This window comes from Prosthecobacter sp. GW821-HT29F12, from assembly GCF_058803405.1.
The window spans coordinates 4,394,207-4,419,741 of the sequence record NZ_CM179517.1 but is presented as its reverse complement, the minus strand read 5'-3'; the positions used below and the strand labels follow the sequence as shown (position 1 = coordinate 4,419,741).

Here is a 25,535-nt window from a genome sequence, read left to right as displayed (position 1 = left end):
GTCAGATCAGTAGCGCATGACCGGCCGCTTTAGGATCCGTGCTTTTTGAATGATGTCTGCTGGATGCTCCGGGGTGCCGCGATCCATGAAGTTTTCGATGCTGCGAGAGGCATCGAGAATGGAGCGGACCTGGCTGCCGACGGTGGGTGCGGGATTGAGGTAGTCGTCGATACCGGTCACGGCCTTGTAAACGACGGACATTTCGACCACGAAGATGTCGTCCAGGCGGTAGAATTCGCTACCGGTGAGGAGGCCGGAACCTGTCTGGCCAGTGGGGGATGCGGGTGAGGCGGGGTGCAGGGTTTTGTAGAGACGGGCGCGGCTGACGGGGAATTCGAGGCTGCGCAAGCGGCGCTCATAAACCTGACGGCGGCTGTATTCATCACGCGGCAGTGAGCTGCAACCGGCGGTGGTGAGGATGAGCAGGAGGAGCAGGAAAGCGTGACGGAGGTTCATGCGCTGAACGTGACTCCACCACGCAGCGAATCAACCGCGGTCTTCATTCGGTCTTTGCTGCGGTGTTGAAGGGCGTGGCTTCGCTGATGGCGGACAAGGCGGTGAGGGATTGCTGGAGTGTGGTGCCGGCGGGGAGTTTGGCTAGAGCTGCTGTCAATGCTGTCTGTGCTGCACCACCTTCGGGATGCTGAAGGGTGGTGGTGGCGAGGGCGAGGACATCGCTGACAGCGGGATGGGATGAAGACTCGATGAGAAGCTGCTGCGCGTGATGGGCGGCGGGAATGTCATCGAGCTGGATGGCAAGAGCGGCAGTGAGGCGCAGGGTGGCTTCATCGAGCTGCGCGCTGGGAATGGACTGCAGGGTGCGCAGGGCCTGGGAAGGCTGGGCAGCGGAGACTTGCAGTCTGGCAAGGTGCTGCAACGCGGGGGCATCGTCGGGGAAGCGTTTGAGGAAGCCTTCCCACAGCATCGGAGCGGAGGATTCACCGCGCAGCATGATGTCGAGCTGTGTGAGCAGGCGCCAGCCTGCGCGGTCATCGGGCGATGACTGGAGGTGGGTGGCGAGCAGTGTGCGCGCAGCCGCAGGTGCATCGCCGTCTGTCAGCGCCTGTGCCAACTGCACCGGAGAGAAGCGGCCATGCAGGCTGGTGAGCACATCGGTGAGTTCTTTGCCACGCCCGATCTGGGTGGCCAGTGCGTGCAGGCGGGCCAGCACGTGGGTTTCACCGATGGCGGCGAGGCGGAAGTACAACTCGCAGGCGATGCTGGTCAGATGATTGAGATCGGCGATGCTGGCACCTTCGTTCAGCCAGCGGCGATATTCAGGGTCGATGGCTGTTGCCGAGGCGAGCTCTTTCAGCGAGCGCTTGTGGTCGGGGCAGGTGCGGAGCTGGCGCTCAATCCAGGGCAGGAGTTCAGCGGATTCTCCTGCGGCGCGGGTGGCCTGCAGCGCGCGCTGCATGAGGCGTGGCGGGATGGCGTCTGCGGGCTTCAATGCGCGCAGAGAATCGAGGGCGACACGACTGGCCTCGGCATAGCGGGTGCCTTCGAGCAGAAGGGTGCTCTGCAGATCGAGGGCAGCTTCGCGCTCGACCTCAGTGAGGCGCGGGGGCGTGGCACCGAGCCACTCATTCACGACACGCAAGGCTGAGGCTGGACGCCGTGCGGTGAGGGCAGCTTCGGTGAGGTTCAGCACATTTTGCCAAGTGGCGGCGGGAGAGTCGCACACACGCTCATGGATTTCGACGGCCAGGATGCGTTCGTGGGTCGCCATGGCCTGAGAGGCGAGCAGTTCGAGGGCTTCGATTTTATGGGGTTCTTCGATGCGGTCGCCGGAGGCGGAGACGAGGAGCCGGCTTTCGTCGATGAGCGGTGCGTCGGTGCGCGTGAGTTGGACAAACAGCAGCGCGGTGTTCAGCGGGCAGGGCGTATGAAGCGGGCCCTGCTGCACTGTGAGCTGACGCAGCCGCTGCTCAGGCGCCGCCTTCAGCCAGGTGTGCAGTGCCTCCAATTCACGATCTGGAAGCATGGCGAGCTGAAACACGGCTGGCTGTTGCAGATGCTTAGGGGCATGGGCGAGGCAGGAAGCGATGGCGGTGCGTGTGACAGCCAGCTGCGGGTTCTCCTTGGGGGTGGCTGGATCGTTCGCAAGCAGGCGCCAGCCCCAGGCGACGGCGAGCATGGTGTAGGAAAAAATGAGCAGGGAAGCCTGGCGGGAACTGCGTGACATGAGGGCTCGGAAAAGAGGTGGGATCAGCGCATGGCCGCGTGGGCGGCGGGCGGCAGGGACTGGAGGGAGACGGTGGAACGGCAGGCGACTTCGAGATGAACGAGGCCCTGAGCGTCTGCGTTTGCGGTGTAAGGGCGGCCGTTTTCGAGATAGGCGCACTGGCCGCGGGGCTCGAAACCACCGAGCACGATTTCCACGGGACGGAGATCGCGTACCTGGAAGGTGGCGCGGCCTGTGGTCAGCTCAAAGAATGAAACTGCGGTGCTGCATTCCACGAGATGGAGGTGCTGCGCCGGTTTGTTTTTGGTGAGCACCAGTTCGGTGCGCGCGCAGCCCATGGTGTGGATGTAGAGCTGGCCCTGATCCACATTGTAGCCTGAAACTCCCTGGCAGCGGGCCATGTCAGGCAGGTCGGCGGTCACGGGCAGGCGCAGGGTGCGGCAGTCACCGGCATTCAGGATGATCCAGTGATCCGCAGCGGCACGCAGGATGCGGGTGTGCCGGGCATCGCGCACGCTGGCAGCGTAGGCGGCGGTGGTCATGGCATGCAGAGGTTGTTCCGAGCAGGCAGCTAAGGTTTTTTCGAGCGAAGCAAGGCCTGCTGCGGTGCGCACATCTGCGAAGCTGCAGCGGAGGGCGAGGGGCTCCATGCGAAGGGGCGCGCGGGAGCCTGAGGGGCTGGAAATGGGGTCAAAACTGGACGTTGAAGGAAGGCTCTCAACACCCATGGCTTGGCAGTAGCGCACAGCCTCAGCGGAAGGGGCGGCATTGGCAGGCCAGAGCATGAGGCTGACCTCCTTGCCCAGCGGGAGCAGGCGGCGATGGATGTAGCTCATGGAGCCGGCGATCTCGCGCTCCATGTCATGGCGGGTGGTTTTGGCGCGGTCGTTGAGCCTGCTGGTGATGTCGATGCCAGCGGTCCATTGGGATGGACGTGAAAAGGAGTTCGAAGCGGCCTGAACCTGCAGCAATTCAAAAATGCTGCGGGCCACGTGTTCGAGCCGCTCAGCCTGGCCGGACTTTTGGCCGGGCAGCCAGGCACGCATTTCGGCCTCACAAACGGAAACCGTGACGGGCAGAAGATTGCGGCCGAGAATGCGGTCGCGCATGACCTCGGAGCAGAGAGGGAAACCAGGAAGGGTGGAAGGGGTGGAGAAGCCGGTGCTGTCGATGTGGCTGTAAAAGATCCGGCGACCGGTGCGTGTAGTGGTGTCTGGCACGGGGAGGTTGCGGTCGGCGCCGAGCCATTGTGCGAGGAAGGCCGGAAGATCGAGCTGTGAGGAGGCGGCCTGAGCAGCCGGATCAATCCATGCAGCGCCCCAGCTGGTGAGGAAGGCCTGATCAAAACGATGCCCGGTGCCCATAGCATCCTGGCCATAGAGGCCCAGCACGATGCGGGAGTCTGCGGGGGCTGTGAGATCGAGAAAGCCGAGCGAGCGGGAGGTGATCTTCGTGTTCACTCGCAGCAGGGAGGAATCCATGGCGACGACGTTCGTTTTGACGAGGCGTGCTGCAGGCTGGGCGCTGCCTCCGAGGCCGAGATGCTGGAGGGCGAGACGACGTGCGGCGGCGTCCGTCCATGGCATGCCGGTGAGAAGCAGGGGAATTTTCCGGGCACGCAGAGATGGCAGCCAGGCGGCCAGGGTCGTCTGCTGTTCAGCGCTGAGGACCAGAGTGGAGTCGAGGATGACGGCGGCGAAATCGTGGTCTGCTGGCAGGAAGCTGGTGCCAGTGGCAGAACGGAAATCGAGTTCGCAGCCCAGCCATTCCAAGGACTGACGCAGGAGGCGTGAGGTGAGGGTGGCTGCTGCATCGGAGGATTTTTCGCCGACATGCTTTTCATCCCAGCCGTGAAGCACCAGCACGCGGCGGGAGACTTCTTCCAGCGGGCCCAGATTGACGCCGTTCAGCGCCGGAGTGGTGATGAAGGGAACAGCGCCGAGGGAGGTGAGACGCTGCGCGGCTTCGCGGCAGGCGGTGCGGTCATCGGCCGAGGCATACTCCACGGCAAAAACGCGCAGGCCCTGCATCTGAACGGTGCGAATGAGGCGCGTGAGACGCTGGGTTTCCACGATGGGCGTCCAGTCCGCGACGCCGTTTCTGCCTTCGCGGGTGTAAACGCCGAGGGCGAGGAAGCCATTGGCAACGTGCACGGCTTCCACGCCAAGCCCCAGACGAAGATCGAGCAGGAGATGCTTGTCCGGATAACGCTGGCGCAGGGTGGCGGCGAGCGAAAGAACGGCGGTGCGTGCTGCTGGAGTGGTTGCTTCTGCTCCGAAGCTGAGGACGAAGCCGTCGAATCCTTTTTTCGCGGCCGGGTCTGCGAGGGCTTCGATCACCCATGGTACCCATTGAGGATCTGTGGGATCGATGATGCGGGTCTGCTGGTCTGAGGCGGAAGGTTTGGAGGACAACTGGCGGGCTGCGCTCTGCATGGCGGCACGAGTGCCGGTGCGGAAGTGAGCGACGTCGAGCAGCGCGAAGTAGTTGTTTCCCAGGGCATGGCCGGGCTCCATGTCGAGCTGCGCCTGAGGATTCAAAATGGCGAGGTCGAAGGCGGCGAGAGAGCGTGAATCAGGGCGCAGCGATTGATCGACAAACAGGCTGCGATAGGAGGGCAGATCCGACGCCATTACCGGGATTCCCATCAGCCCCAAGAGGGCCACAATGCGGAGTTTCGACAGCAGGCCGGATGAAGAGCGCGTGGACCGGGAGGGGAGTGATGCGGGGTGCATGACAGGGTGCGTTGGGCTTTCAAAACTGCGAACGCTGTCACGGTAGAGTTTCAATAACTGTAAGCAATGCTCTAAACATTGGTTTACAAACAACTTACCTCGCTGACAGAACTCAAAAATCTGTCGCCAAACTCGTCGTCATGGGAATCATGACAGGCATCATGAATGGATCTCCTATTCGCACGTTTGCCGAAGGTATTTTGATCGATCAGCCGTGGGGAAAACTCACCTGGCTGGCCTCGCGGGAGATGGGGAATTCCACCACGATGACCCTGGGGCATGTGATCATCCCGGCGGGACAGACGAACCCGCGTCACAGGCACCCGAATTGCGATGAGATTTTGCACCTTCTTAAGGGCCGATTGGAGCACAGTCTGGGGGTGCAGAAATTCCTACTCAATCCCGGTGACACGATCTCCATTCCTGCCGGTCAGTGGCACAATGCGCGTGCGCTGGATGGCCAGGATGCGGAGATGGTGATCTGCTTTTCTTCGGCGGATCGGGAGACGGAGTTTGAGTGAGGGAGTTCACTTTCATTTCTCGATGCGTAGCGCCTTTGATAATCGGAGTGAATGGCGCAGTGTGCTGATCGTAAGTTTTGAAGATTTTGGGAATGCTGTCTGCTAGCGGCGGATGAGCGGCGGAGCGTTTTGCAGGCGCTGCTGGTGGGCATGGGGTGCGGCGGAATGCTGGATTTGCTTCCCGGTCTGATGATCTTTCTTCGATAATGCAGACACTCAAAATAGGGTTAGTTGAGTTGGATGATTTTTTCGAAGTTGGCAGGTGATTGGAAGCCGAGGGAACTGTGGAGGCGAGTGGTGTTGTAGAAGGTTTCGATGTAGTCGAAAACCATGAGATGGGCCTGGGCACGGGTGGCGGGTATCATTGAACCAAAGCACTCGGCTTTGAGGGTGGCCCAGAACGATTCCATGGCGGCGTTGTCGTAGCAGTTGCCTTTGCGGCTCATGCTCTGGGTGATCTGGCAGAGGTCGAGACGCTGGCGAAAGGCGGCGCTGGTGTACTGGCAGCCGCGGTCGCTGTGGTGGAGCAGATCTGGCAGCGCGGCGGCGGGCCGTGCTTGAAGGGCACGGTCAAGGGCCTGGGTGGTCAGTTCGGTGGCGAGGCTGTCGTGGGTGCTCCAGCCGATGATGCGGCGGCTGCAGAGGTCGAGCTCGGCAGCCAGGTAGAGGAAGCCTTCGCCAGTGGGCAGATAGGTGATGTCAGTGAGCCAGACTTCATTGAGGCGGGTGACTGCGGGGTGCTTGAGCAGATGATTGGGCGACACCGGAGAGGCTTTGTCGGCCACGGTGGTGCGAGGCACGAAGCGGCGTTTTTGCTGCACATAAAGGCCCTGCTGGCGCATGAGCCGGGCGATGCGGTTTTTGCCGTGGCGTGCCCCTGCATGGCGCAGGGCGTGCATGATGCGCGGGCTGCCGTAGGTGCGGCGGCTCGCGTCGAAGGCGGCGCTGATCTGGCCGCCGAGCGTGGCGTCCTGACGGCGACGCTGACGCTGGTTCTTGTGCTGGTGGGCATAGTAACCGGCGGGGCTGATGGCCAGGGTGTGGCAGGCTTCACGAATGTTCATGGCAGGTCGGTGCAGGCGCAGCTGGTCGATCAGTGCGTAGCGTTCGGCGGATCCTGGGCAACGATGGCCAAGGCTTTTTTTAAAATGTCACGCTGACGAATGACGGCGTCGAGTTCACGGCGCATGTCGGCGAGTTGCACGGCGAGCTCCACGGTGCTGGCTGCGCCTGCGCTCGTCCCTGCGGCGCTGCGCGCCTGGGGGCTCGCTACGGCGCAGCCAGCACCGTAAATCTCCTTCCAGTCGCGCAGGTTCCATTGCGAGACGCCCAGCTCGCGGGCGAGCTGGGTGGCAGAGCGCCCCTGCTGCAGCAGCGCGACAGCATCGCGTTTGAACTGCTCTTCATACTGACGTCGCTTCGCTTTGACCTGGGGCGTTTGATGTGTTGCGGATCTGTTCATGCTTTGTGGGAGTTTACCCCTCTTTTCGTGTCTGCATAAACGAAGGAAGGTCACTGATGCATGGCTACCCAGGGTCGCCTCGCCCAGGCTCGGCTGACCCTGGGCTATAATCCGCAGCTCCGTTGGAGCTGGAGTGTGGCGGAATTAAATGCCATCCTTGCCGGTCATCATGACACAGGATCTTGGGCGGCTTGTTCGATGGGGTAATCGAGTTCTTCGCCTGTCTCCATGACGACGACATGCACTTTGTGATCGCTGACCTTGCCGGTGACCTGATAAACCGGGCCATATTCGCCAAAGCTGCGATAGCTGCCCATTAGATCGACGGGCGCTGATGGTGGGGGCCGTGTTCGCATGGGGGACGTCTATTGAATCAAACTCAGCCCTTGGTCACCACTTCGTCGAGGTTCAGGACGAGGTTTGCCACCATGGTCCAGGCGGCGAGTTCGGCGGGATTGAGTTTTTCGTCGGGCTTGGATTCGCCGTAGGTGATGGCTTTTTTGGCTTCCTCGGGCTTGGCGGTGTAGGCGGCGAGCTGCTTCGTGAAGTCCTGGCGGATGATCTCGGCTTCCTGGGCGCTGGGGTAGCGGCCGGTGGCGCTGCGGAAGAGGGCGGTGATGCGCGCGTCGGTGCTGGTATTGGCCTGCATGACGTGCTGGGCGAAATTGCGCGAGGCTTCGAAGAACTGGATGTCGTTCATGAGTGTGAGCGCCTGCAGCGGGGTGTTGCTGCGTTCGCGGCGCAGGCAGTAGCTCTCGCGATTGGGCGCGTCGAACGAGGTCATGTTCGGCGGCGGGGCGGTGCGCTTCCAGAAGGTGTAGAGGCTGCGACGGTAGAGCGATTCGCCGTGGTCCTGGATGTAGTTGCGGGTGTTGCTGCCGCCGAAGCCGACGGGCTCCCAAATGTTTTCGGGCTGATAGGGCTTCACTCCTTTGCCGCCGATCTTGGGGCTGAGCAGGCCGGAGACGAACAGGGCTTGATCACGCACGGCTTCGGCATCCAGACGGAAGCGCGGACCACGTGCGAGCAGGCGGTTTTCGGGGTCTTTTTGCATCGCGAGGTCGGAGCATTGCGCGCTTTGCTGGTAGGTGTGGGAGGTGACGATCATGCGTACAAAGGCCTTCATGTCCCAGCCGCTTTCGCGGAAAGTCACGGCCAGCCAGTCGAGCAGTTCAGGGTGGCTTGGAGGTTCGCCCTGAGAGCCGAAATCGTTGCTGGTTTTCACCAAGCCGGTGCCGAAGAACTGCTGCCACAGGCGGTTCACCTGCACGCGGGCGGTGAGCGGGTGCTGCGGGCTGACGAGCCATTTGGCGAGATCGAGGCGCGTGTAGTCTGGTTGTGCGGGGAGGGGAGGAAAGACAGCGGGGGTGCCACGGGTGACCTTGTCCTTCGGTTTGTCATACTGGCCGCGTTCCATCACAAAGCTGTCACGTTTTTCCGGGAGGTCGGCCATGATGAAGGTGGCGGGGATGATGTCATCCAGCGTCTTTCTTTGGGATTCCAGCGCGAGCTTTTCACCACGGGCACCTTCCACCAGGCTGCGTGCGCCCTGATACTCGTTTTCAAACCACCACTCCTTGAGCCGCGTGGCGTCTTTCTCGGGCCATTCGGCGGGCTTTTTGCCACGCACGAGCGTTTGCAGATCGTTGGGGAGTTCGGCGACACGCTTGCCCTGGTTTTTTTCAATCCACTTGCTCCATGACCACTGCGGATCTTTGGCCGGATCGACACGGGAGGTCATGGCCAGACGGTCCCAGTAAACGGTGCCGCCGAACTGGGTGAAGGCATAGCCGCTGACCTTGAGACCGGGCTTGAGGCCCAGACGTTCTGCGGGCACTTCGAGCTTCACCCATTCACCTGCTTTGGGCAGTTCGCCCATCTGCACTTTCTCAGGTGTACGCACCTGGCCGAAAGGGATCGCGCCTTCCTGACCCCAGACAGCGCGGTGGTTCCAGCCGGCGGTGTGGAACTGGAGCATGATGGCCTTGGGTGGATTGGCGGGGTCGATGTAGCACTGGACGCTGAGCTTGCCGTTTGGCGGGATTTCATACTTGGCGCCGTTGGCAAAAAAGTCCTGCGCCACACCTGTGGCGGTGCGCTTGAGTGCTGCATTACCGCTGAAGACAGGGCCTTTGTCCTTGGTGATGATTTGCGTAGGTTCTCCTGAGAAGTCGGCCTTCACGGGAAATGCATCCTCAAACCACACGAGCTCGCTGTTCTGTATCGGCGGTGGCGGGGTTTGTGTGGCGGGATCGGTGTAGTTCAGTGATTGGATCGTCGTGCGGATCTTCGTCTGTGCGGCGGCAATTTTTTGGTCCAGCTCGGTGATCTGCTTTTTCTGCTCGGCGGTGCTCAGCCGGAGGATGGGCGGGGTGAGGAGGATGTTGCCATCCATGGCGGGATCTGCGGTGCTGTTGAAGAAGGCGTAGAGCGAGTAAAACTCCTTCTGGGAGATGGGGTCGAACTTGTGATCATGGCACACGGCGCAGCCTGCGGTGAGGCCCATCCACACCGCCACCGTGGAGTCTGCGCGATCCACGGCGTAGCGGAAGATGAACTCCTCATTGATGCTGCCGCCTTCACTGGTGGTGACGTTGCAGCGATTGAAGCCGGACGCGATCTGCTGATCGACCGTGGCATTTGGCAGGAGATCGCCCGCAAGCTGCCAGATGGTGAACTGATCGTAGGGCAGGTTGGCATTGAAGGCGCGCACGACCCAGTCGCGGTAAGGCCACATGCTGCGCTCGTTGTCGAGGTGCAGGCCGTGGGTGTCTGCGTAGCGCGCCGCATCGAGCCAGAAGCGGCCCATGTGCTCGCCATAGCGTTCGGATTTCAGCAGGCGGGCGACGACTTTTTCATAGGCATCCGGTGCTGTGTCGGCGATGAAGGCATCGATTTCAGCCAGCGTCGGCGGCAGGCCGGTGAGATCGAGCGTGACGCGGCGGATGAGGGTTTCCTTCGAGGCTGTGGGCGACGGGGACAGGCCTTCTTTGGCCAAGCGGTCTTGAATGAAGGCATCGATGCCGTTTTGAACTTGTCCTTTGACTGCTGGCGGTGGTGCTTTGACGGGGGCTTCGAAGGCCCAGTGCTTTTTGAACTCCGCGCCTTCCTTGATCCAGCGCTGCAGGATCTCCACCTGAGCGGGGGTGATGTGCTTGTTCGACTCAGGGGGTGGCATCACCTCATCCTCGTCTTTGGTCAGGATACGCTGGATGACGGAGCTTGCCTCGGGGCTGCCGGGCTTGATGGGGAACACGCCTTCGATGGCCTTGTAGGCGACTTCCGGGACATCGAGACGCAAATCGGCCTTCCGCTTCTTGGCGTCCAAGCCGTGGCAGGCAAAGCAGTTGTCACTGAGAATGGGCCGGATGTCGCGGTTGAAGTCGAGCTTCGTCGCCGCGGATGCGGTGGCGGTCAGAGCGGCAGAAACGATGAAGGCACGGAAAAGCATGGGGATGGTGTACGAAGCTCGTGCACCCCGGCTTTCCGGCTTCAGCGGCCAAAGAAATAGCCCGTCGCATGGAAAAACACCGGTGCGGCGAAGGCCAGCGAGTCGAGCCGATCCATGAAACCGCCATGGCCCGCGATGGCCCCGCCCCAGTCTTTGACACCGCGATCACGCTTGATCGCTGACATCACGAGTCCGCCGACAAAGCCCATGAGTACGACCAGGGCCGCCATGGCTGCCGCCTGCAAGGGTGAAAACGGCGTGGCCCACCACAGGGCGGCGCCGAGTCCCACAGTCGTCAGTCCGCCGCCGAGAAAACCTTCCCACGTTTTGCTGGGGCTGACGGTGGGGGCGATCTTGTGTTTGCCGCAAATTTTGCCCCACACGTATTGCATCACATCGCTCATTTCGACGACGGTGATGAACCAGAAAAGCAGCTTGGCCCGTTGATGCGGCCAGTCAGGAAGATCCAGCCAGAGGATCGCTGGGGCGTAGCTGATGCAATACACGCAGATCATGAGCCCCCACTGAATTTTGGCGGTGCGTTCGAGGAAGTTCTCGCAGTCGCCCGCCAGTGCGGAGCGCATCGGGACAAACAGGAAGGCATAGACCGGGATCAGGATGAGAAACATGATGTACCACTGGGTCGCCAGAAAGTAGTAGTGCAGCGGGGTGATGATGAAGAAGACCCAGAAGAGCGTCCGGTGATCTGCCGGCTTCGTTGGCGTGAGAGTGATGAACTCGCGCAGCGCCATGAAGGAGCTGAAGAAAAACATCACGGCCGTGCCCACCGGCCCCACGGCCAGTGCTCCGGCAAACACGGCCACCATGCTCCACCAGGCTTTGGTGCGTGCGTTCAGGTTTGCCACCGTCGTCTTGGCAGAGTCCGATACAGCCCGTTTTGCCAGCACCCAGCCGATGACCGAAGCGAGGACGAGTACTCCCAGCGTACCGCCGAGAAGCCAGATGAGAGCCGGATCGGAAAGGAATTTCATACCAAGTGAGAGAGATGGACAGCTGTTTCGTTTGATTTGCAAATCGCTTTAGGCAAGGCACCTCCCAACCCTCATGAAATTGACCCATCCCACCTCCGTTCTAAGCGCAGCCTTCATGCTCAACCTGTGCATGTCCTCCCTGCTTGGCGCGGCCGATCTGGGGCTCAAGAACGGTGACTTCACCACGGGCAAACAGTTCTGGCGTGGGGACGGCACGGTGGTCACGCTGCCGGACGGCAACAAGGTCCTGGAAATGAACTCCACCACGCGGCAGCAGAGCGAGGCGTATCAGGATCTTAAAATTGGCGCGCTGGTCGAAGTGGAGGTGAAATTTCGTGCACGATTCATCGGGGAAAAAGGGCAGATGCGGGCGAGGCTGGTGCGGAAAAGCGGCGGCAGCACCTTGTTCGCTTTTGAACTGCCGTCCGATGGCACTTGGCGCGACATCACCTTCAAACATCAGCGCGACAGCGTGGAAGATGGGCAGACTCTGCTGATCGAAACACTGCCCTACAAAGGGAAGCTGCAGATCGATGATATGTGGGCTGGAGAGCCTGGGACCCATACCTCGGTGCGACCGATTGTCGCCACTCCGACACCAGCACCGAAGCCAGCGCTGATGCCGGTACCTGTCCCGGCAGCCGCTCCGAAACCGGCGGCATCAACGCCGGTCGTGGTGGGCAAGGAGATGAATCCTGAGGTGCCGCTGACGGCCTTGCAGAATTCCATCCCCAAGAATGTGGCGGAAACCGCAGGAGCGCCGGGTTCATTCCAAGAGCAGCATGAGCGGATCGCCAAGGAACTGGTGAAGAACGACTGGATCTGGGCGCCCACGGGGAATTATTCGTCCCTGATCGGTTTCCGGGACAACGGTGAGGTGTTTGACAAAGCCAACAACAACATCAACGGCGACTGGCAGATCGCGAAAGACGGAACGGTTGTATATCGCCGTGGCGGCGGAACGGACCGCTCGCTCATCTGGCTGCTGCGGGTGGCGGCTCCGGGGCGACTGGAGGGCATTGGCGCAGGTGGTGCTGCTGTCGGCAGGTCTGTGACACTGTCACGTGCCATCGATGCCGCTCCCATCATCGCGAAGTTTGCAGGCACGCAATGGACCTGGGGGTCAGGAGGTGTTTTCAAGCTTGAGCCCGACGGCGTGGCCACGCATTCGGCCTGGAACAAAGAGGGGACCTGGGTGGCGATGAATGAGACCACGATTTTCGTGAAGCGTCCCGCCAACGATCCTCCCATGATTGTGGAATTCGATGAGGAGCGCACGCTGGGCAAAGTGACATCCCACATTCCCACCAGCACGACGATTACGCGCATGAAGTAGCCGTCGTTCTGGAGGAACCACTCACACCCATTCATCATGTTTCGTTCTATCCTCTGCCTGCTTGGCCTGTGTGTTTCACTGGGTGCCGCTGAACCGACCACCCACATCTATAAGAAGGCGGGTGAGCGCGAGTTGAAGCTCAGCATCGTCAATCCGCCGGACTGGAAAAGCGGCGATCAACGTCCGGCGATGGTGTTTTTCCATGGCGGCGGCTGGGTGGGTGGCGGGCCGACTCAGTTCACCCAGCACAGCGAGTATCTGGCCACGCGTGGCATGGTGTGCATCCAGGTGGAGTACCGGTTGATTGCGAAGGGCGACAACGGGCCGCCCATCGATTGTGTGCATGATGCGAAGTCAGCGATGCGCTGGGTGCGTGGCCATGCGGGAGAGCTGGGGATTGATCCGAATCGCATCGGTGCCGGAGGTGGCAGCGCGGGCGGGCATCTGGCGGCGTTTGTGGGCATGGTAGCAGGGTTGGATGATCCACAGGACGATGTGAAAATTTCGCCGAGGGCCAATGCGCTGGTGCTGTTCAATCCTGTCTTCGACAACGGCCCGGAGCAGGGCTGGGGCTACGCCCGAGTGAGTGAACGCTTCAAAGAGTTTTCTCCCGCGCACAACATCAGTGCTGATGATCCGCCGACGATCATCTTCCTCGGCACGCAGGACAAGCTGATCCCCGTGGCGGTCGTGGAGCGTTTCAAGGCGAACATGGAAAAGGCGGGGGTGCGCTGTGAAGCGATCTTTTATGAGGGGCAGGGGCACGGCTTCTTCAATCCCGGCAAGGGTGGCAAGATGCAGTTTTACTACGAGACACTGCTGGCCACCGATAAGTTCCTTGCCTCGCTGGGGTGGTTGAAAGGCGAACCCACGCTGAAAAAGCCTGCGGGAACGTGAGTTCGGGCCGCTGTATCAGGCCCCTTGCTCTGGACAGCGCCCAGTGGCATTGAGCAATGTTCTTTCGTTGCAGGACCGCCATTGACAGCGGGGGGATTCCATCGCTAGACAGAGAGACCAACCACCGCATGAACCTGCCGAACAAACTCACTCTCTCACGCCTGATCCTGACGGGTGTGTTTGTGGTGTGTTTTTACATCCCCTGGGCGAACACCATTTCGCTGGCGCTGATCATCTTCGGGATTGCCTCGGCCACTGACTACTTTGACGGGAAGATCGCGCGTGCGCGCGGGATTGTGACGAATTTTGGCAAGCTGTTTGACCCGCTGGCGGACAAGATCCTCATCGCCGCAGCCTTTATCCTGCTGAGCTCAGACAAGAACTTTCCTGAAGCGACGCGGATGCCGGCGTGGATCACCATCGTGATCCTGGCGCGGGAGTTTTTCGTGACCGGAATCCGGCTGGTGGCGGCGGGGCAGGGGGCGGTGCTGTCTGCGGAAAAACTGGGGAAACACAAGATGCTGTGGCAGATCCTGACGGTGATTTATTTCATGATGAGGCAGGCATCGCTCGAACCCATCTTTGGCTTCACGCACCCGGCTTTCACGGCAAGTCCGGATATCGAGCGAATGGTGGCTTTGGCCCTCATCTCTTGGACGAGCCTGCTGACGCTGGTGTCTGGTTTCAGCTACTTTTGGAAGAATCGTCATCTGTTTGACGATGCTTGATGCTTCTTTTGAACTCACAGCCATGAACGCAGAACAACAACTCACCACCCTCGGTCTCACTCTTCCTACCGCACCACCTCGCGGGGGTGTTTACAAACCGGTCGTGATCGTCGGAAACATCGCCTACGTCTCCGGTCACGGGCCGTATCTTGGGGATGGGAAGTATCTCACCGGCCGGGTCGGCGGGGATCTGGATCTTGAAGCGGGCAAGGCTGCGGCGAAGCAGACCGGCCTCGCCTTGCTGGCCACCTTGAAAAGTGAACTGGGCAGCCTGGACCGCGTGAAGCGCGTGGTGAAATTGCTCGGCATGGTGAACTGCACGTCAGACTTCGGAGATCATCCGAAGGTCATCAACGGCTGCAGCGAATTGTTTGGCCAGGTTTGGGGCGAGGAATGCGGCATCGGCGCACGGAGCGCGGTGGGCATGGGTTCGCTGCCGGGGAACATTGCCGTTGAGATCGAGGGCATCTTTGAGCTGCAATAAAAAAACCTGCGCTGGCCAACAGCGCTGGCCAACAGCGCAGGCTGATCAGAGCGGACTGCAGCGGGGCTCAGAACCAGCGTGAGCCGAGGCCCAGTCCGCTGCCCCAGTTGAAGGGCTGGCCAAAGCCATAACCACCACCCCATGGGCGGTTGGTGAAACTGCTGCTGTACGCTGGGCTGCGGTTGTAATACGGGCTGCTGTAGATGCCGTTCGAGTAGTAGGGGTGCAGCTGATATGAGACTGGGTAGGCCGCTGGGCGGCTGTAGATGCCCGTATAGTAGGGACGGGCGGAGTAGCAGCGTGTCCCGGCGTTTGCGCCGCGAATCACATAATAATAGTGGTCCCGGTTGGAGCCAAGGGTGCTGGCTGCGAGATCGCCCAGGGGGCCACATCCTGTGGTTTGGTAGGGCGTGAAGGTGCCGCGATACGGGCCTGAGCCGTTGTAGGCGTAGGGATACTGGCAGGCAGTGAGGGTCAGTGAAAGACCGACGAGCAGAATCACGAGAGAATGAAGGAGCGGCTTTTTCATGGCGAAGTGAGTGCGGGCTTGAATAGCGCACCAATTCCGCCCCGCTGGCAACGAGTAAACGGCCACCCGACGGGGAGTATAATTTCGCCCGTTTTGAGTGGCTCTGAGTTTTATGAATGAACCGCCTGGAAAACTTCAGTGACCTTAGAAGCCAATGATCTGGAAGGGCATGCTGTCGCGGATCTGCTTGTCGGGCGGGGAGCTCATGATCTTTTCAAATTGCTGAGCCCATTCCCGAATGGCGAACTTGGCCTGACCGGTCGGAAACAGCTCCTGAGGAAAGAAGAAGAACAAGGTCTTGGCTTCTTCTTTGTCGGCAAACTCGAAGACGGACTTGCCGGTTTTGGGCTCGGTCAGGACACCTTGAATGGCGATGGTGCCGCGTGAAGGTTTGCCAAGCAAACTGCCGCCGACCATGGGCAGAGTGACGAGATCCACGGCTTCCCGCACCAGCAGTCCTGAGTAGGTGTTGGGTTCCCACTCGATGATGGACAGTTTCAGGGTCATGGCATCCTTGGAAGGGGCATCCACGACGGTGAATCGTGATTTTTTGTTAGCCTTGAAAGCTCTGACAAATTTATCGTGAGCGTAGGTCAGCAGGCCCTTCATTTTTTTGTCGCGCCGTTTCTTGCTGAACTCCACCTGGGTGAACTTTTGCAGCATGGGCCGCAATTCATCGGAGACCACGGGGGCGATGTAGATCGACTTTACCTTTTCCGCAGCGGCCAGAACTTTTTTGTCGGTGGTCCACCAGTTGCCGATGAAAGGCGACCGTTTACGGTTTTCCTTTAGCTCGCTTCCATGTGGGAGCATTTTAGTGGGCTTGACATCGACGGCGGCCACCACGCTTTTGGCGGTACGGCAGGAGATCATCATCCAAGGGATGAGCAGGAAGAGGGAGGCACGGATCAGCATCATGGAACGATACGGGGATACGTTTGAGAAAGGCGGATGGCAAATATTTCATGCTTTAGGCTCAACACAAACTTCCCGCAACATTTGCACCAGTCGTAGGGGGGTGGTAGCTTTCCCGCCCAGTCATGCAGTGCTCCGGCAATTCCGCCGCGCTCTGCCTGATCTCTTCCTTCCAACTTTATGGCATGGCTTTCCTCTCTCGGTTCCTTCGGTGAAATCCTCCGATTCATCATCCTCATTTTGGAGGTGATCCTCGTGTTCAATCTCATGATCGTGGTTCACGAGTGGGGCCATTTCCTGGCGGCACGCTGGCGCGGGCTGAAGGTTGAAAAGTTCTACATCTGGTTTGGCAAGCCGCTCTGGAAAAAGACCATCAATGGCGTGGAGTACGGCCTTGGCAGCATTCCTGCCGGCGGTTTTGTGGCGCTGCCGCAAATGGCCCCGATGGGCGGGCTCGAAGGCGAGGTGAACCAGGAAGGGCTGCCGGCGATCACGCCGCTGGACAAGGCCATCGTGGCTTTTGCCGGTCCGCTGTTCAGTTTCATGCTGGCCTGCTTGTTTGCCGTGGCCGTCTGGGTTGTGGGCAAGCCGGAGAGCGAATCCCACACCACCTCGATCGTCGGGTATGTGGCCAAAGACAGTCCAGCTCAGAAAGCGGGCATTCTTCCCGGGGACAAGATCCTTCAGGTGGATGGTCAGCCGGTGAAGCGCTTTGAAGGACTGGTGGACAGTGTGCGCTGGGGCGTGGTGGCCAGTGAAGGTGACACGATCGCCTTCGAGGTGGAGCGTCCTGGTCAGGGAGTGATGAAGTTCAATGTGGATCCCAAGGCCTGGCCCAGCAGCGAAAAAAAGGCGGAGCCGGCTTCTTGGTGGCGCTCGATCTTCAAACGGCCCGAACTGCGTTCCATCGGCCTGGAAGGCCAGATGACGCCCATGGTCGGGGGTGTTGCTAAAAACAGTCCGGCGGAAGAAGCGGGCATCAAGGCAGATGACCTGGTGCTGCGTGCGGATGGCAGGCAACTGCGCAGCATGGGGGATCTGGGCGATTACATCAAAGCCACGGCGGGCAAGACCATCATGCTGGACATCGAACGTGCGGGCAAGGTCATCCAAATCCCCATCCTGCCGCGCATCCCGGACAAGAACAATCTCAAGGAGGTCACGGATGATCATCAGGAATACCCCATGATCGGCGTGGCCTGGGATGTGGAAGGCAAGCGTACGCCCAGCGTCATCACACCGTGGGAGCAGATCAGCGATGCCGTGCGGCACATGGGCAATCTGGTGTCCAAACTGGTTTCACCGAAGTCCGATCTCAGCCCTGCGCACATGAGCGGCCCGGTGGGAGTGGGCCGTCTGTATTACAAGCTGTTCCAGCATCCGGACGGCTGGCGCCTGGTTCTTTGGTTCAGCGTCGTGTTCAACATCAACCTGGCGATCCTCAACATGATGCCCTTCCCGGTGCTGGATGGCGGGCACATCACCATGGCCGCGGCTGAGGCGATCCGCCGCAAGCCACCGCAGGGCAGGATTCTGGAGTACGTGCAAACCGCGTGTGCGCTGATGCTGTTTGGCTTCATCATTTTTGTCACCCTCAAGGACACAGGGGATTTCTTTGGCGGTGGAGCCAAAGAGGGCAAGGTCTTGAAAATCGAGTGGCTCTCCAAAGAGCAGCGTGGCGCTGCAGGCGCGTAATTTCCGCCGCTTATGCGCGTCCTCATCCTCGTTGAGAACCTTCCCGTTCCCTTCGACAGGCGCGTGTGGCAGGAGGCCTGCGCCCTGCGGGATGCGGGGCACGAGGTCACGGTCATCTGCCCGCAGATGCGCGGCTACACTCAGCCGGAGGAAGTGCTGGAAGGCATCCAAATCTACCGCCATTGGATCAGTGGCGAGGCTGGATCGCTGGGTGGGTTCATCACGGAATACGCCTCCGCTTTGTGGGGGGAGTTTTGGTGTGCCGTCAAAGCCTGGCGGCGCGGTGGTTTTGATGTCATTCACCTGTGCAATCCGCCCGATCTGCTGTTTCTCGTGGCGCTGCCGTTCAAACTGTTTGGTGGCGTGAAAGTCATCTTTGATGTGCATGATCTGTGGCCGGAGATGTTTGAGGCAAAGTTCGGCAGGCGTGGGCTGATGTATTGGGCGGTGCGCATTGCCGAGCGGTGCACGCTTGCGCTGGCGGATGTGGTGATCGCCACGAATCAGAGCGTGCTGAGAGCGGTGAAACAGCGTGGGAAGCTGCGTGAGGATCGCGCCTTCGTGGTGCGTACAGCGCCGAGCCGCATGCACACCGCTGCGCTGCCGGATGAGACATTGCGTGCCGGCAAGCGGCATTTGGTGGGATACATAGGCGTCATGGGCAATGCGGATGGGGTGGACTACCTCGTGCGCGCTGCGGATCACATCGTCAAAACTCGTCGGCGCAGCGATGTGCAATTTCTGCTGATGGGCTCCGGTGCGGAGCATGCGGATCTGGTGGCATTGCGCGACCGGCTTGGCCTGCAGGATTGCCTCAGCATGCCGGGACGGGTCAGTGACGAGTTTTTGTGCCGTGCTTTGCGGACCATGGACCTCGGCGTCGCCTGCGACCCGATCAATGCCTACAACGACCACTGCACCATGAACAAGGTGCTGGAATACATGGCCTTCGCCAAACCGATGGTGATGTTTGGCACCGTGGAAGGCCGCTTCTCAGCGGGTGAGAGCGCGGTGTATGTCATGGAAAACTCGGCTGAAAAGCTGGGCGATGCCATCCTTGCGCTCCTCGACGACGAGCCCCGTCGTCAAATGCTGGGAGCTGCCGGTCATGCACGGCTGACCCAGGAGCTGAACTGGGAGCGGAGCGTGGGGCAGCTGCTGGCGGCCTACCTGGCGGCGTGAGGTGGCTTCTAGTGATTATTTTGCCCTGCGGTGTCTAGGGTCTTGCTAAAACGCCTCTTTGTTCTTAAATCATCGGCATGCACCAGGTGAATGAACATGGGGGGGATGCCGTTCATTTCGAGCCCTTTACTCCGCCATCGACGGAGGAGCTGGATGCATTGATTCCGAGTTACAAGTTTCTTCAGTTCATCGAGCGGGGCGGCATGGGCGCGGTTTACAAGGCGGTGCAGAAGAGCCTCAACCGCACGGTGGCTGTGAAACTGCTGCCGCAGGTGCATCGGAACAAGGAGAGCTTTGCCGAACGCTTCAAACGCGAGGCTCATGCCCTCGCTCAGCTGAATCATCCGCACATCATCGGGGTGCATGACTTTGGTGAAACGCCCGACGGCCAGATGTATTACGTCATGGAGTTCGTTTCCGGCATGGATTTGCAGCATCTGCTCAAGCGCGCGCCACCCGAGCCGAGACAGATACTCACCATCATCACCCAGGTTTGTGAGGCGCTGCAGTTTGCTCACGAGCGCGGCATTGTGCATCGTGACATCAAGCCGGCGAACATTCTCGTCGATGAGCGTGGCAATGTGAAAGTCGCGGATTTTGGCCTGGCCAAGGTCATGGGCCAGCAGGCGGTGGATTATACCGCCACTGGAATGACGATCGGCACGCCGGACTACATCGCGCCTGAGGCCCTTGATCAAAGCAAAAACATCGACCACCGGGCGGACATTTACTCGCTGGGGGTGATGATCTATGAACTCTTCACCGGGCATGTGCCCAAGGGGGTATGGGAGCCGCCCTCGATCCGTTCCGGTGCGGACAAGGGCATCGATGCTGTCGTCAGCAAGGCGATGCAAAACAATCCTGAGAAACGCTACCAGCATGTGCGTGACATGACGCAGGTGCTGGAAAAGCTCTTCAAGAACAGCGACAACTGGAAAAACTTCCGGCGCCCATCCCGGAGCGAACTGGTGAAAGCCATGGGGGAGCCGGTGAGAATCCCCACCGGTGCGGAGACGATCCAGATGCAACCCCGGGTGGCTCCAAGCCGGAGGAGTGCCTGGATGGCAGGGGTGCTGGTGCTGCTGGCCGGAATGGCGGTGGCGTGGCAGGGAGGCTGGCTGACAGCCGGGCAGAGCGGCAGTGCAGCCTCTCCTCAAGCCGCAGAGCCTGCCAAGGCGGGCATTCCGCCGGCTGCACCCGAACAGATGAAACTGGCGGAATGGGTGGTGGCGCATGAGGGTTTCGTGAATGTTAAAACCGACTCAAGTCCTGAAGAGAGGATGGGAGAAGGCTTTGACATTTTGCGCACGACCGACCTGCCTCAGGGGCCGTTCACGATCTGGAGGGTGTCGTTGAGCACGGTTCCCCTCAAGACGGAGGAGGGTTTGAAGGAGCTCGCCCTGCTCGCTCAGGAGGCAGGAACGGTCTCCAACCTCTGCTTGCGAGGGATGGAGGTGCCAGTGGCGGCGCTGGTGCATCTCACGTCCATTCCGAAGCTCAAAAACCTCGATCTATCCTCAACCTCTCTGGTGACGGATGACGCGATGGAACACCTGGTCGCGTGCAAATCTCTTCGTGCCCTGCGGGTCAGCAAAAATCGCATGTCAGATGCGGACGCTATGATGGAAAAACTGGGCCTTATGCTGCCCCAATGCAAAATTTTAAGCACCGATTAACCCACTCCTTCAAACTGACATGAGCAACCATTCCCACATCCGCAATGAAGCTGGTGATGCAAAAACTGGGAACCGGCAGGCCGGGTCCGCGCCAGTGAGCTTGCGGAAAAAAAACATGGCGAAGGTGAAATCCAAGCCTGCGGCGGGCACAGGGATGCCGAGCTGCCTGGCCGTGATGGCAAGTGGTGTGACCGCTGGTGCAGCCCAGCCTCGCGTGAAGGGGCCGGTGGTTCAAGCCGGGGGCAGGATGAAGCTGGCCCGTTCGTCCAAGCCGCTCTTGTTATGGATCGGTGATGTATTGGTTCCCACCGGGTTCGCCACGGTCACGCATGCGGTCTTGAATCATCTGCGTCATGACTGGGAGGTCATCGTGTCAGGGGTCAATTACGATGGTTCACCCCATGAGCTGCCGTATGAAGTCATGCCTGCATGGCAGGGGGGAGACATGTGGGGAATGAACCGCTTCAAGCATCTGTGCACCGAGTTTGATCCCGCCGCGGTCGTCATCAACAACGACTGGTGGAACGTGGCGGAGTTTGCCAAAGCTGCTCCTGAAGGTGTACGAATCATCGGCTATATGCCGGTGGATGGCGGCAACCTCGACACTGCGGCGATGATGGAACTGAACGGGCTCCATGCGGCTGTGTGGTACACGGACTTTGGTCATCGTGCGGCTGTGGCAGGAGGTTTCAAGGGGCGGCGGCATGTGATTCCGCACGGCATCGACACTGACGTGTTCCAACCCTCGGACATGCGTGAAGCACGGCGGCAACTGGGGCTCACGGTTCCGCCAGATGCTTTCATCATTGGCAACGTCAACCGCAACCAGCCGCGCAAACGGCTCGATCTCACGATTCAGATTTTTGCGGCCTGGATCAAGCAGCACAACATCACCGATGCTTTTCTGCTCCTGCACTGCGCTCAGAAAGACACGGGCTGGGATCTTCGCCGCGTGGCCGGTTACTATGGGGTCGCCGACCGACTGATTCTCACGGGGGCGGACGAAATCCGTGATATGCAGGATGTGAGCCGACTGAAGTACATTTACGGCAGTCTGGACGTGCAGATGACCACGACACTGGGCGAAGGCTGGGGGCTCACCACGATGGAAGGCATGGCCTGCGGCGTTCCGCAGATTGTGCCCGACTCTTCCGCTTTGGGCGAATGGGCCACGCCTGCGGTCAAGATTCCGTGTTCGCGCACGCTCTTTCACCCCGAGATCAACACCACGGGAAGCCTCGTGGATGAAACGCCGTTCGTGACTGCTTTGCAGGCGTTGTATCAAAGCAAGGCCGAACGATGCCGTCTTGCCGCTGAAGGACTGGCGCATGTGCGCGGTGAGGCTTTTCGCTGGGAAACCGTGGCAGGACAGTTTCAGGAGCTGCTGCCAGCCGCTCCGCGTCAGGCGAAGCGGCGGCAGACAGCACAGTCCAGGCTGATTAGCAGCAGGACTTGAAAGTCGGAACGGATGCTCCGGCGAGCACCGCATCCAGCTTGTTGAGGCAGCCCGTCCAGCCGTAGGTGTGCTTCTGGCAGCTGTCGTCACTGGGGAATCCGGTCTGGGTGAGATGTAGTTCGGTTTCATCGCCGACGGCCTTGAACTCAAAGGTGACGAGTGACTCGCAGTCTGCCCAATCCTCGTCGTTCTCCCATTTCCAGGTGTAGACGATCTTCGAGGGCGGTGTGATCTCACGGTAAACACCCACGGCAACAACGGCTTTGGAAGTTTCCGGATTGTACGAGCTGGTGCGGTAGCTGCCACCCACGCGGAAGTCGGCGCTGCATTCGATGATGTGGGGAGGACCGCAGCCAAACCATTGCTGGATGGCTTCGGCGCTGGAGAAGGCGGCAAAGACGCGCTCGCGCGGTGCTTTGAAGCGACGGGTGAGATTGAGGGTTTGTTCGGCGACGAGAGTGTTCATGATTTTTTAGGTTTGGTCTGTTCTTTGGCGGGCGGTTCTGGCGGGGCCTGCTCCACGAGGGCGGCGAGTCTGTCGAAGCTGCCTTCCCATATCTGGCGGTGGCGTTCGATCCAGTTCACCGCTTCGCGGAGGGGCTTGGGATTGGCGGAGATGTAATGGGTGCGTCCTTCGATCCGGCGCTTGAGCAGTCCTGCATCCTCCAGCACGCGCAGATGCTTGGAGACGGCCGGGAGGGACATCTTCAAGGGCTCTGCCAGAGTCCCGACCGTGGCCTCGCCCTCGATCAACCGTGACAGCAGTCCGCGCCGGGTGGCGTCAGAGAGTGCGGCGAAAACAAGATCAAGGAGCAGAGGCTGGGGGGCGCGTCTCATGGAGAAACGAGTGGATGCTGCGTGCCGGGCTGGCAAGCGGGCTTACTTCACGCGCTCAAATTGGAAGGGATGATCCTGCTGGGCCCTGCCGTTGTCGAACAGCGTCCAGTTCTGCGTCACATGATCCGCATCCACGAAGGTGATGACGGCGGAGTGCATGTGCTTCTCCGTGTCCACTTTGATCTCGCTGTCCTTGGACAGGTCGAAGGTGAGGGATTTGTCATCGGACTTCACCAGCGTCATGCTGGGCCGGTTGCAGAGCATGCAGTAATGCGTCAGGACCAGTTTGCCGTCCTTCTCATGATAGAGGGTGACCATTTCCTTGGGCGTGTTGGCGAACATGCGTTCCTCGATCGCGCTGCCGCCGGCGATGACACGGTATTGCGTGGTCACCGTCATCGGTCCCTGGCCCATGTCAGCCCTGGCCTGCCAGTCACCGGCGAGCGTTTTCATTTTTTCAAACTCGGGAGAACCTGTGTAAGGTTTGGGAGGTTCGCCGGCGGTGGTGGTGAGTGCGCAGGAGAGCAGGGACAGTGTGATGATAAGCAGATTTGTTTTCATAAGGGTGAGTGGTTTGTAACCGGAATGGTAGTTAACCAAAGGGTTAAATAATGCGAGGGCAATTTTGCGCCGCATCGATTTTTTTTGTGCAGGTCCCGCATGGAAGTGACAATCGGGGCCGGTCCTGTGGTAGGGTGGTGGTGCATGAAAATCGCCTTCGTCGGAGCATCGGGTTATGGAAATGTCGGGGATGACACCTATCCGCTGGTCTTTACGCAGCAGCTGCCCGAGCATGAGCTGGTCATTTACAATTCGGATCTTCCCAAGTCTCTGCCTGAGGATCTTGACATGCTTGTCATGGGAGGCGGCGGGATTGTTTACAACCACGGGAACGAAGGTGGTGCGGCAATGGAGTCCCCGCATTTCCGCTGCATGAAATTCTACATGGATGAGGCGATCCAGCGTCGCATCCCCTGGGGTTTTCTCTCCTGCGGCTTTCAGTTTCAGTTCAACGGCGAAGAGAACGATGTCTCCCGGCTGCGACCTTGGGCCCCTTATCTGCGGCAGGCGCATTTCGTCACTCTCCGTTCACCGCGCTGCGTGTGCATCGCGCAGGAGCTCAGCGGACGTGAGGATGTGGTTTTTGCCCCGGACGCCGCCTGCCTCTACCGGCCTGAAACCGCAGCTTCATGGGATGACATGCGATCCATCACTCTGGTTCCAGCGGGCGCGGTCAATGCGCGCAATGAACTGATCAACCACTACCTGCGACAGTTCGCCGCCAGCGGCGTGTCGGTGACATGGCTGGGGATGGGGGCACCGGCAGATGATCACGAGTTGCTGACGGAGGCGGCGAAGCGTTTTCCGCAGGCGAAGATTATCGCCTCTCCCGGATCACAGTTGGCGTTTGAAACCATTGCACGGTCACGGTTTGTCATCACCGGCCGCTATCATGGCATGGTCTTCGCGCGCACGAGCCGTGTGCCGTTTATCACGCCGGTGGATGCGCCGTACAAAATTCGCATGGAAAACTTGGATGAAAGCATCAGCGCCGCAGCGACTCACTTCGAGGTGCTGCGTCGTTACCTCCCCCGCTGATCACCAGCGTCGCAGAAACTCCGCGAGTTCGGATGCGTCCACTTTTGAGTACTCACGCCCCAGGGTGTTGTCTCGGTTCATGCCAAAGGCGTAATCGGTGGACTGAGTCACATCGTGGTGGTTCTCAGGGTATAGGACTGCCACAGGCTTGTTCTCAAACCAGGCCGCCTGCTGCAGGCTGGACCAGCTGCCCACATAGGCACGGCAGGTTTTGATGAGATTGAGCGTGGCAGGCACGGTGAGGCTGTCGAGCACCGTGATATTGCCCCCCTCGACTGACCGTGCGTCCTCCACGGAATGAATCGTTTTTCCCTTCATGCCAGGGCGGACATAGCTGCGAGTGACCACAAAGACCCTGCAAGGAAGGCGGCGCAGCACCTGCACCGTCTTTTCAATCAACTCCGGCGGCAGGGACCGGTAGGAGGCATTGCCCGCGAAGGGTTGAAAAACAATGTGCCCTTCTGACGCGACATTATCCGGTGCGTCGAATACCGGGACATGGCCGTTGGCAGGACCGCGGATGAGCTGGGCATAATCCACACCGGCAAAGTCGCACAACGCACGGTTGATGTCCGCACCGCGCAGGCCGGCGTTGAAGAACTCCTCATATTTATGCGCGAGATCGTAGAGAATGAAATTCTTCGCATTGCGATGATGGCGGAAAATCTCGATCGAAAACGGATTGTGAGAGGCCATGATCACGGGCACCGGCTGCGTGGTCTCGCTTAGCACGCGGTAGCCAGCGTTCTGATAGCAAACACGAATCACATCGCCGAGACCGGCGGCAAAAAGGGCGGCAGACATTTGTGAAGCAATGGTGCGGGTCCTGACGTTGACAAGGCTCTTCTCATCCCA

At 60.0% G+C, this 25,535-nt stretch carries 24 protein-coding genes; 10 read left to right on the top strand and 14 right to left on the bottom strand.

Annotation, left to right across the window (positions count from 1 at the left end):
- Positions 1-6 precede the first annotated feature (6 nt).
- Genes AC3RLQ_RS18105 through AC3RLQ_RS18095 form a run of 3 tightly spaced genes read right to left on the bottom strand, consistent with a single transcriptional unit; the run spans position 7 to position 4,818 of the window.
- The gene (locus AC3RLQ_RS18105; RefSeq protein WP_493030060.1) at positions 7-456 is read right to left on the bottom strand and encodes a hypothetical protein; all 450 of its coding nucleotides are present in this window, start codon (positions 454-456) and stop codon (positions 7-9) included.
- Between the two features lie 43 nt (positions 457-499).
- On the bottom strand, positions 500-2,185 hold the full coding sequence (locus tag AC3RLQ_RS18100) for a hypothetical protein (RefSeq protein WP_493030059.1): 1,686 nt from the start codon (positions 2,183-2,185) through the stop codon (positions 500-502).
- 23 nt (positions 2,186-2,208) lie between these two features.
- The gene (locus tag AC3RLQ_RS18095; RefSeq protein WP_493030058.1) at positions 2,209-4,818 is read right to left on the bottom strand and encodes a hypothetical protein; all 2,610 of its coding nucleotides are present in this window, start codon (positions 4,816-4,818) and stop codon (positions 2,209-2,211) included.
- 263 nt (positions 4,819-5,081) lie between these two features.
- Here AC3RLQ_RS18095 and AC3RLQ_RS18090 point away from each other — a divergent pair, with 263 nt between their 5' ends.
- The gene (locus AC3RLQ_RS18090) at positions 5,082-5,441 is read left to right on the top strand and encodes a cupin domain-containing protein (protein WP_493030057.1); all 360 of its coding nucleotides are present in this window, start codon (positions 5,082-5,084) and stop codon (positions 5,439-5,441) included.
- Between the two features lie 227 nt (positions 5,442-5,668).
- On the opposite strand, the gene AC3RLQ_RS18085 is transcribed toward AC3RLQ_RS18090, so the two are convergent.
- The 5 genes from AC3RLQ_RS18085 to AC3RLQ_RS18065 form a co-directional block, all read right to left on the bottom strand.
- Complete coding sequence (locus AC3RLQ_RS18085; RefSeq protein WP_493038741.1) at positions 5,669-6,526, bottom strand: IS3 family transposase; 858 nt, start codon at positions 6,524-6,526, stop codon at positions 5,669-5,671.
- Between the two features lie 8 nt (positions 6,527-6,534).
- A complete protein-coding gene (locus AC3RLQ_RS18080; protein ID WP_493030056.1) occupies positions 6,535-6,903 on the bottom strand; it encodes a transposase in 369 nt (122 codons plus the stop codon).
- Positions 6,904-7,070: 167 nt separating this feature from the next.
- On the bottom strand, positions 7,071-7,259 hold the full coding sequence (locus AC3RLQ_RS18075) for a DUF5397 family protein (RefSeq protein ID WP_493030055.1): 189 nt from the start codon (positions 7,257-7,259) through the stop codon (positions 7,071-7,073).
- A gap of 23 nt (positions 7,260-7,282) precedes the next feature.
- Complete coding sequence (locus tag AC3RLQ_RS18070) at positions 7,283-10,354, bottom strand: PSD1 and planctomycete cytochrome C domain-containing protein (RefSeq protein ID WP_493030054.1); 3,072 nt, start codon at positions 10,352-10,354, stop codon at positions 7,283-7,285.
- Positions 10,355-10,395: 41 nt separating this feature from the next.
- Positions 10,396-11,346: a phosphatidate cytidylyltransferase gene (locus AC3RLQ_RS18065; RefSeq protein ID WP_493030053.1), complete on the bottom strand. Its 951-nt coding sequence runs from the start codon at positions 11,344-11,346 to the stop codon at positions 10,396-10,398.
- A 73-nt stretch (positions 11,347-11,419) separates the two neighbouring features.
- On the opposite strand from AC3RLQ_RS18065, the gene AC3RLQ_RS18060 reads away from it, so the two are divergent.
- From AC3RLQ_RS18060 to AC3RLQ_RS18045, 4 genes are all read left to right on the top strand, one after another.
- Positions 11,420-12,682: a YggN family protein gene (locus AC3RLQ_RS18060; protein ID WP_493030052.1), complete on the top strand. Its 1,263-nt coding sequence runs from the start codon at positions 11,420-11,422 to the stop codon at positions 12,680-12,682.
- 36 nt (positions 12,683-12,718) lie between these two features.
- Positions 12,719-13,579 (top strand): alpha/beta hydrolase, encoded by an 861-nt coding sequence (locus tag AC3RLQ_RS18055; protein ID WP_493030051.1) that lies wholly within the window; start codon positions 12,719-12,721, stop codon positions 13,577-13,579.
- Positions 13,580-13,707: 128 nt separating this feature from the next.
- The gene (gene pgsA / locus AC3RLQ_RS18050; protein WP_493030050.1) at positions 13,708-14,307 is read left to right on the top strand and encodes a CDP-diacylglycerol--glycerol-3-phosphate 3-phosphatidyltransferase; all 600 of its coding nucleotides are present in this window, start codon (positions 13,708-13,710) and stop codon (positions 14,305-14,307) included.
- Positions 14,308-14,329: 22 nt separating this feature from the next.
- The gene (locus tag AC3RLQ_RS18045) at positions 14,330-14,791 is read left to right on the top strand and encodes a RidA family protein (RefSeq protein WP_461527517.1); all 462 of its coding nucleotides are present in this window, start codon (positions 14,330-14,332) and stop codon (positions 14,789-14,791) included.
- A 67-nt stretch (positions 14,792-14,858) separates the two neighbouring features.
- On the opposite strand, the gene AC3RLQ_RS18040 is transcribed toward AC3RLQ_RS18045, so the two are convergent.
- Positions 14,859-15,320, bottom strand: coding sequence for a hypothetical protein (locus AC3RLQ_RS18040; protein WP_493030049.1), 462 nt, complete (start codon positions 15,318-15,320; stop codon positions 14,859-14,861).
- Between the two features lie 144 nt (positions 15,321-15,464).
- The gene (locus tag AC3RLQ_RS18035) at positions 15,465-16,238 is read right to left on the bottom strand and encodes a DUF3313 family protein (protein ID WP_493030048.1); all 774 of its coding nucleotides are present in this window, start codon (positions 16,236-16,238) and stop codon (positions 15,465-15,467) included.
- Between the two features lie 177 nt (positions 16,239-16,415).
- Between AC3RLQ_RS18035 and rseP the strand changes: the two genes are divergently transcribed.
- The 4 genes from rseP to AC3RLQ_RS18015 all read left to right on the top strand — a co-directional run bounded on the left by rseP (position 16,416) and on the right by AC3RLQ_RS18015 (position 22,244).
- Complete coding sequence (gene rseP / locus AC3RLQ_RS18030) at positions 16,416-17,930, top strand: RIP metalloprotease RseP (protein ID WP_493030047.1); 1,515 nt, start codon at positions 16,416-16,418, stop codon at positions 17,928-17,930.
- Between the two features lie 12 nt (positions 17,931-17,942).
- On the top strand, positions 17,943-19,112 hold the full coding sequence (locus AC3RLQ_RS18025) for a glycosyltransferase family 4 protein (RefSeq protein WP_493030046.1): 1,170 nt from the start codon (positions 17,943-17,945) through the stop codon (positions 19,110-19,112).
- 77 nt (positions 19,113-19,189) lie between these two features.
- A complete protein-coding gene (locus tag AC3RLQ_RS18020; protein ID WP_493030045.1) occupies positions 19,190-20,788 on the top strand; it encodes a serine/threonine-protein kinase in 1,599 nt (532 codons plus the stop codon).
- A 19-nt stretch (positions 20,789-20,807) separates the two neighbouring features.
- Positions 20,808-22,244 carry a glycosyltransferase family 4 protein gene (locus AC3RLQ_RS18015; protein WP_493030044.1) on the top strand — a complete coding sequence of 479 codons (1,437 nt, stop codon included), beginning with the start codon at positions 20,808-20,810 and terminating at the stop codon, positions 22,242-22,244.
- Here AC3RLQ_RS18015 and AC3RLQ_RS18010 read toward each other — a convergent pair.
- From AC3RLQ_RS18010 to AC3RLQ_RS18000, 3 genes are read right to left on the bottom strand one after another with little or no spacing between them, the layout of a single operon-like run.
- Positions 22,228-22,710, bottom strand: coding sequence for an SRPBCC family protein (locus AC3RLQ_RS18010; protein ID WP_493030043.1), 483 nt, complete (start codon positions 22,708-22,710; stop codon positions 22,228-22,230). The two genes, AC3RLQ_RS18015 and AC3RLQ_RS18010, sit on opposite strands and share 17 nt — an antisense overlap.
- A complete protein-coding gene (locus tag AC3RLQ_RS18005) occupies positions 22,707-23,081 on the bottom strand; it encodes an ArsR/SmtB family transcription factor (RefSeq protein WP_493030042.1) in 375 nt (124 codons plus the stop codon). The genes AC3RLQ_RS18010 and AC3RLQ_RS18005 overlap by 4 nt, the downstream gene beginning before the upstream one ends.
- A gap of 42 nt (positions 23,082-23,123) precedes the next feature.
- Positions 23,124-23,642, bottom strand: a complete 519-nt coding sequence (locus AC3RLQ_RS18000; RefSeq protein WP_493030041.1) for a hypothetical protein — start codon at positions 23,640-23,642, stop codon at positions 23,124-23,126.
- A gap of 144 nt (positions 23,643-23,786) precedes the next feature.
- Here AC3RLQ_RS18000 and AC3RLQ_RS17995 point away from each other — a divergent pair, with 144 nt between their 5' ends.
- Complete coding sequence (locus AC3RLQ_RS17995; RefSeq protein WP_493030040.1) at positions 23,787-24,680, top strand: polysaccharide pyruvyl transferase family protein; 894 nt, start codon at positions 23,787-23,789, stop codon at positions 24,678-24,680.
- Here AC3RLQ_RS17995 and AC3RLQ_RS17990 read toward each other — a convergent pair whose 3' ends face one another.
- The gene (locus AC3RLQ_RS17990) at positions 24,681-25,484 is read right to left on the bottom strand and encodes a hypothetical protein (protein ID WP_493030039.1); all 804 of its coding nucleotides are present in this window, start codon (positions 25,482-25,484) and stop codon (positions 24,681-24,683) included. It lies immediately after the preceding gene.
- Positions 25,485-25,535 lie beyond the last annotated feature (51 nt).

Excerpts from the sequence above, each read along its gene's own strand:
- AC3RLQ_RS18095 (WP_493030058.1), bottom strand. The coding sequence starts at position 4,818 with ATGGCGTCGGATCTGCCCTCCTATCGCAGCCTGTTTGTCGATCAATCG.
- AC3RLQ_RS18075 (WP_493030055.1), bottom strand. The coding sequence starts at position 7,259 with ATGCGAACACGGCCCCCACCATCAGCGCCCGTCGATCTAATGGGCAGC.
- rseP (WP_493030047.1), top strand. The coding sequence starts at position 16,416 with ATGGCATGGCTTTCCTCTCTCGGTTCCTTCGGTGAAATCCTCCGATTC.
- AC3RLQ_RS18055 (WP_493030051.1), top strand. The coding sequence starts at position 12,719 with ATGTTTCGTTCTATCCTCTGCCTGCTTGGCCTGTGTGTTTCACTGGGT.
- AC3RLQ_RS17995 (WP_493030040.1), top strand. The coding sequence starts at position 23,787 with ATGAAAATCGCCTTCGTCGGAGCATCGGGTTATGGAAATGTCGGGGAT.
- AC3RLQ_RS18020 (WP_493030045.1), top strand. The coding sequence starts at position 19,190 with ATGCACCAGGTGAATGAACATGGGGGGGATGCCGTTCATTTCGAGCCC.
- AC3RLQ_RS18105 (WP_493030060.1), bottom strand. The coding sequence starts at position 456 with ATGAACCTCCGTCACGCTTTCCTGCTCCTCCTGCTCATCCTCACCACC.
- AC3RLQ_RS18015 (WP_493030044.1), top strand. The coding sequence starts at position 20,808 with ATGAGCAACCATTCCCACATCCGCAATGAAGCTGGTGATGCAAAAACT.
- AC3RLQ_RS18035 (WP_493030048.1), bottom strand. The coding sequence starts at position 16,238 with ATGATGCTGATCCGTGCCTCCCTCTTCCTGCTCATCCCTTGGATGATG.
- AC3RLQ_RS18100 (WP_493030059.1), bottom strand. The coding sequence starts at position 2,185 with ATGTCACGCAGTTCCCGCCAGGCTTCCCTGCTCATTTTTTCCTACACC.
- AC3RLQ_RS18005 (WP_493030042.1), bottom strand. The coding sequence starts at position 23,081 with ATGAGACGCGCCCCCCAGCCTCTGCTCCTTGATCTTGTTTTCGCCGCA.
- AC3RLQ_RS18090 (WP_493030057.1), top strand. The coding sequence starts at position 5,082 with ATGAATGGATCTCCTATTCGCACGTTTGCCGAAGGTATTTTGATCGAT.
- AC3RLQ_RS18070 (WP_493030054.1), bottom strand. The coding sequence starts at position 10,354 with ATGCTTTTCCGTGCCTTCATCGTTTCTGCCGCTCTGACCGCCACCGCA.
- AC3RLQ_RS17990 (WP_493030039.1), bottom strand. The coding sequence starts at position 25,484 with ATGTCTGCCGCCCTTTTTGCCGCCGGTCTCGGCGATGTGATTCGTGTT.
- AC3RLQ_RS18065 (WP_493030053.1), bottom strand. The coding sequence starts at position 11,346 with ATGAAATTCCTTTCCGATCCGGCTCTCATCTGGCTTCTCGGCGGTACG.
- AC3RLQ_RS18025 (WP_493030046.1), top strand. The coding sequence starts at position 17,943 with ATGCGCGTCCTCATCCTCGTTGAGAACCTTCCCGTTCCCTTCGACAGG.
- AC3RLQ_RS18010 (WP_493030043.1), bottom strand. The coding sequence starts at position 22,710 with ATGAACACTCTCGTCGCCGAACAAACCCTCAATCTCACCCGTCGCTTC.
- AC3RLQ_RS18045 (WP_461527517.1), top strand. The coding sequence starts at position 14,330 with ATGAACGCAGAACAACAACTCACCACCCTCGGTCTCACTCTTCCTACC.
- pgsA (WP_493030050.1), top strand. The coding sequence starts at position 13,708 with ATGAACCTGCCGAACAAACTCACTCTCTCACGCCTGATCCTGACGGGT.
- AC3RLQ_RS18040 (WP_493030049.1), bottom strand. The coding sequence starts at position 15,320 with ATGAAAAAGCCGCTCCTTCATTCTCTCGTGATTCTGCTCGTCGGTCTT.
- AC3RLQ_RS18080 (WP_493030056.1), bottom strand. The coding sequence starts at position 6,903 with ATGAACAGATCCGCAACACATCAAACGCCCCAGGTCAAAGCGAAGCGA.
- AC3RLQ_RS18000 (WP_493030041.1), bottom strand. The coding sequence starts at position 23,642 with ATGAAAACAAATCTGCTTATCATCACACTGTCCCTGCTCTCCTGCGCA.
- AC3RLQ_RS18060 (WP_493030052.1), top strand. The coding sequence starts at position 11,420 with ATGAAATTGACCCATCCCACCTCCGTTCTAAGCGCAGCCTTCATGCTC.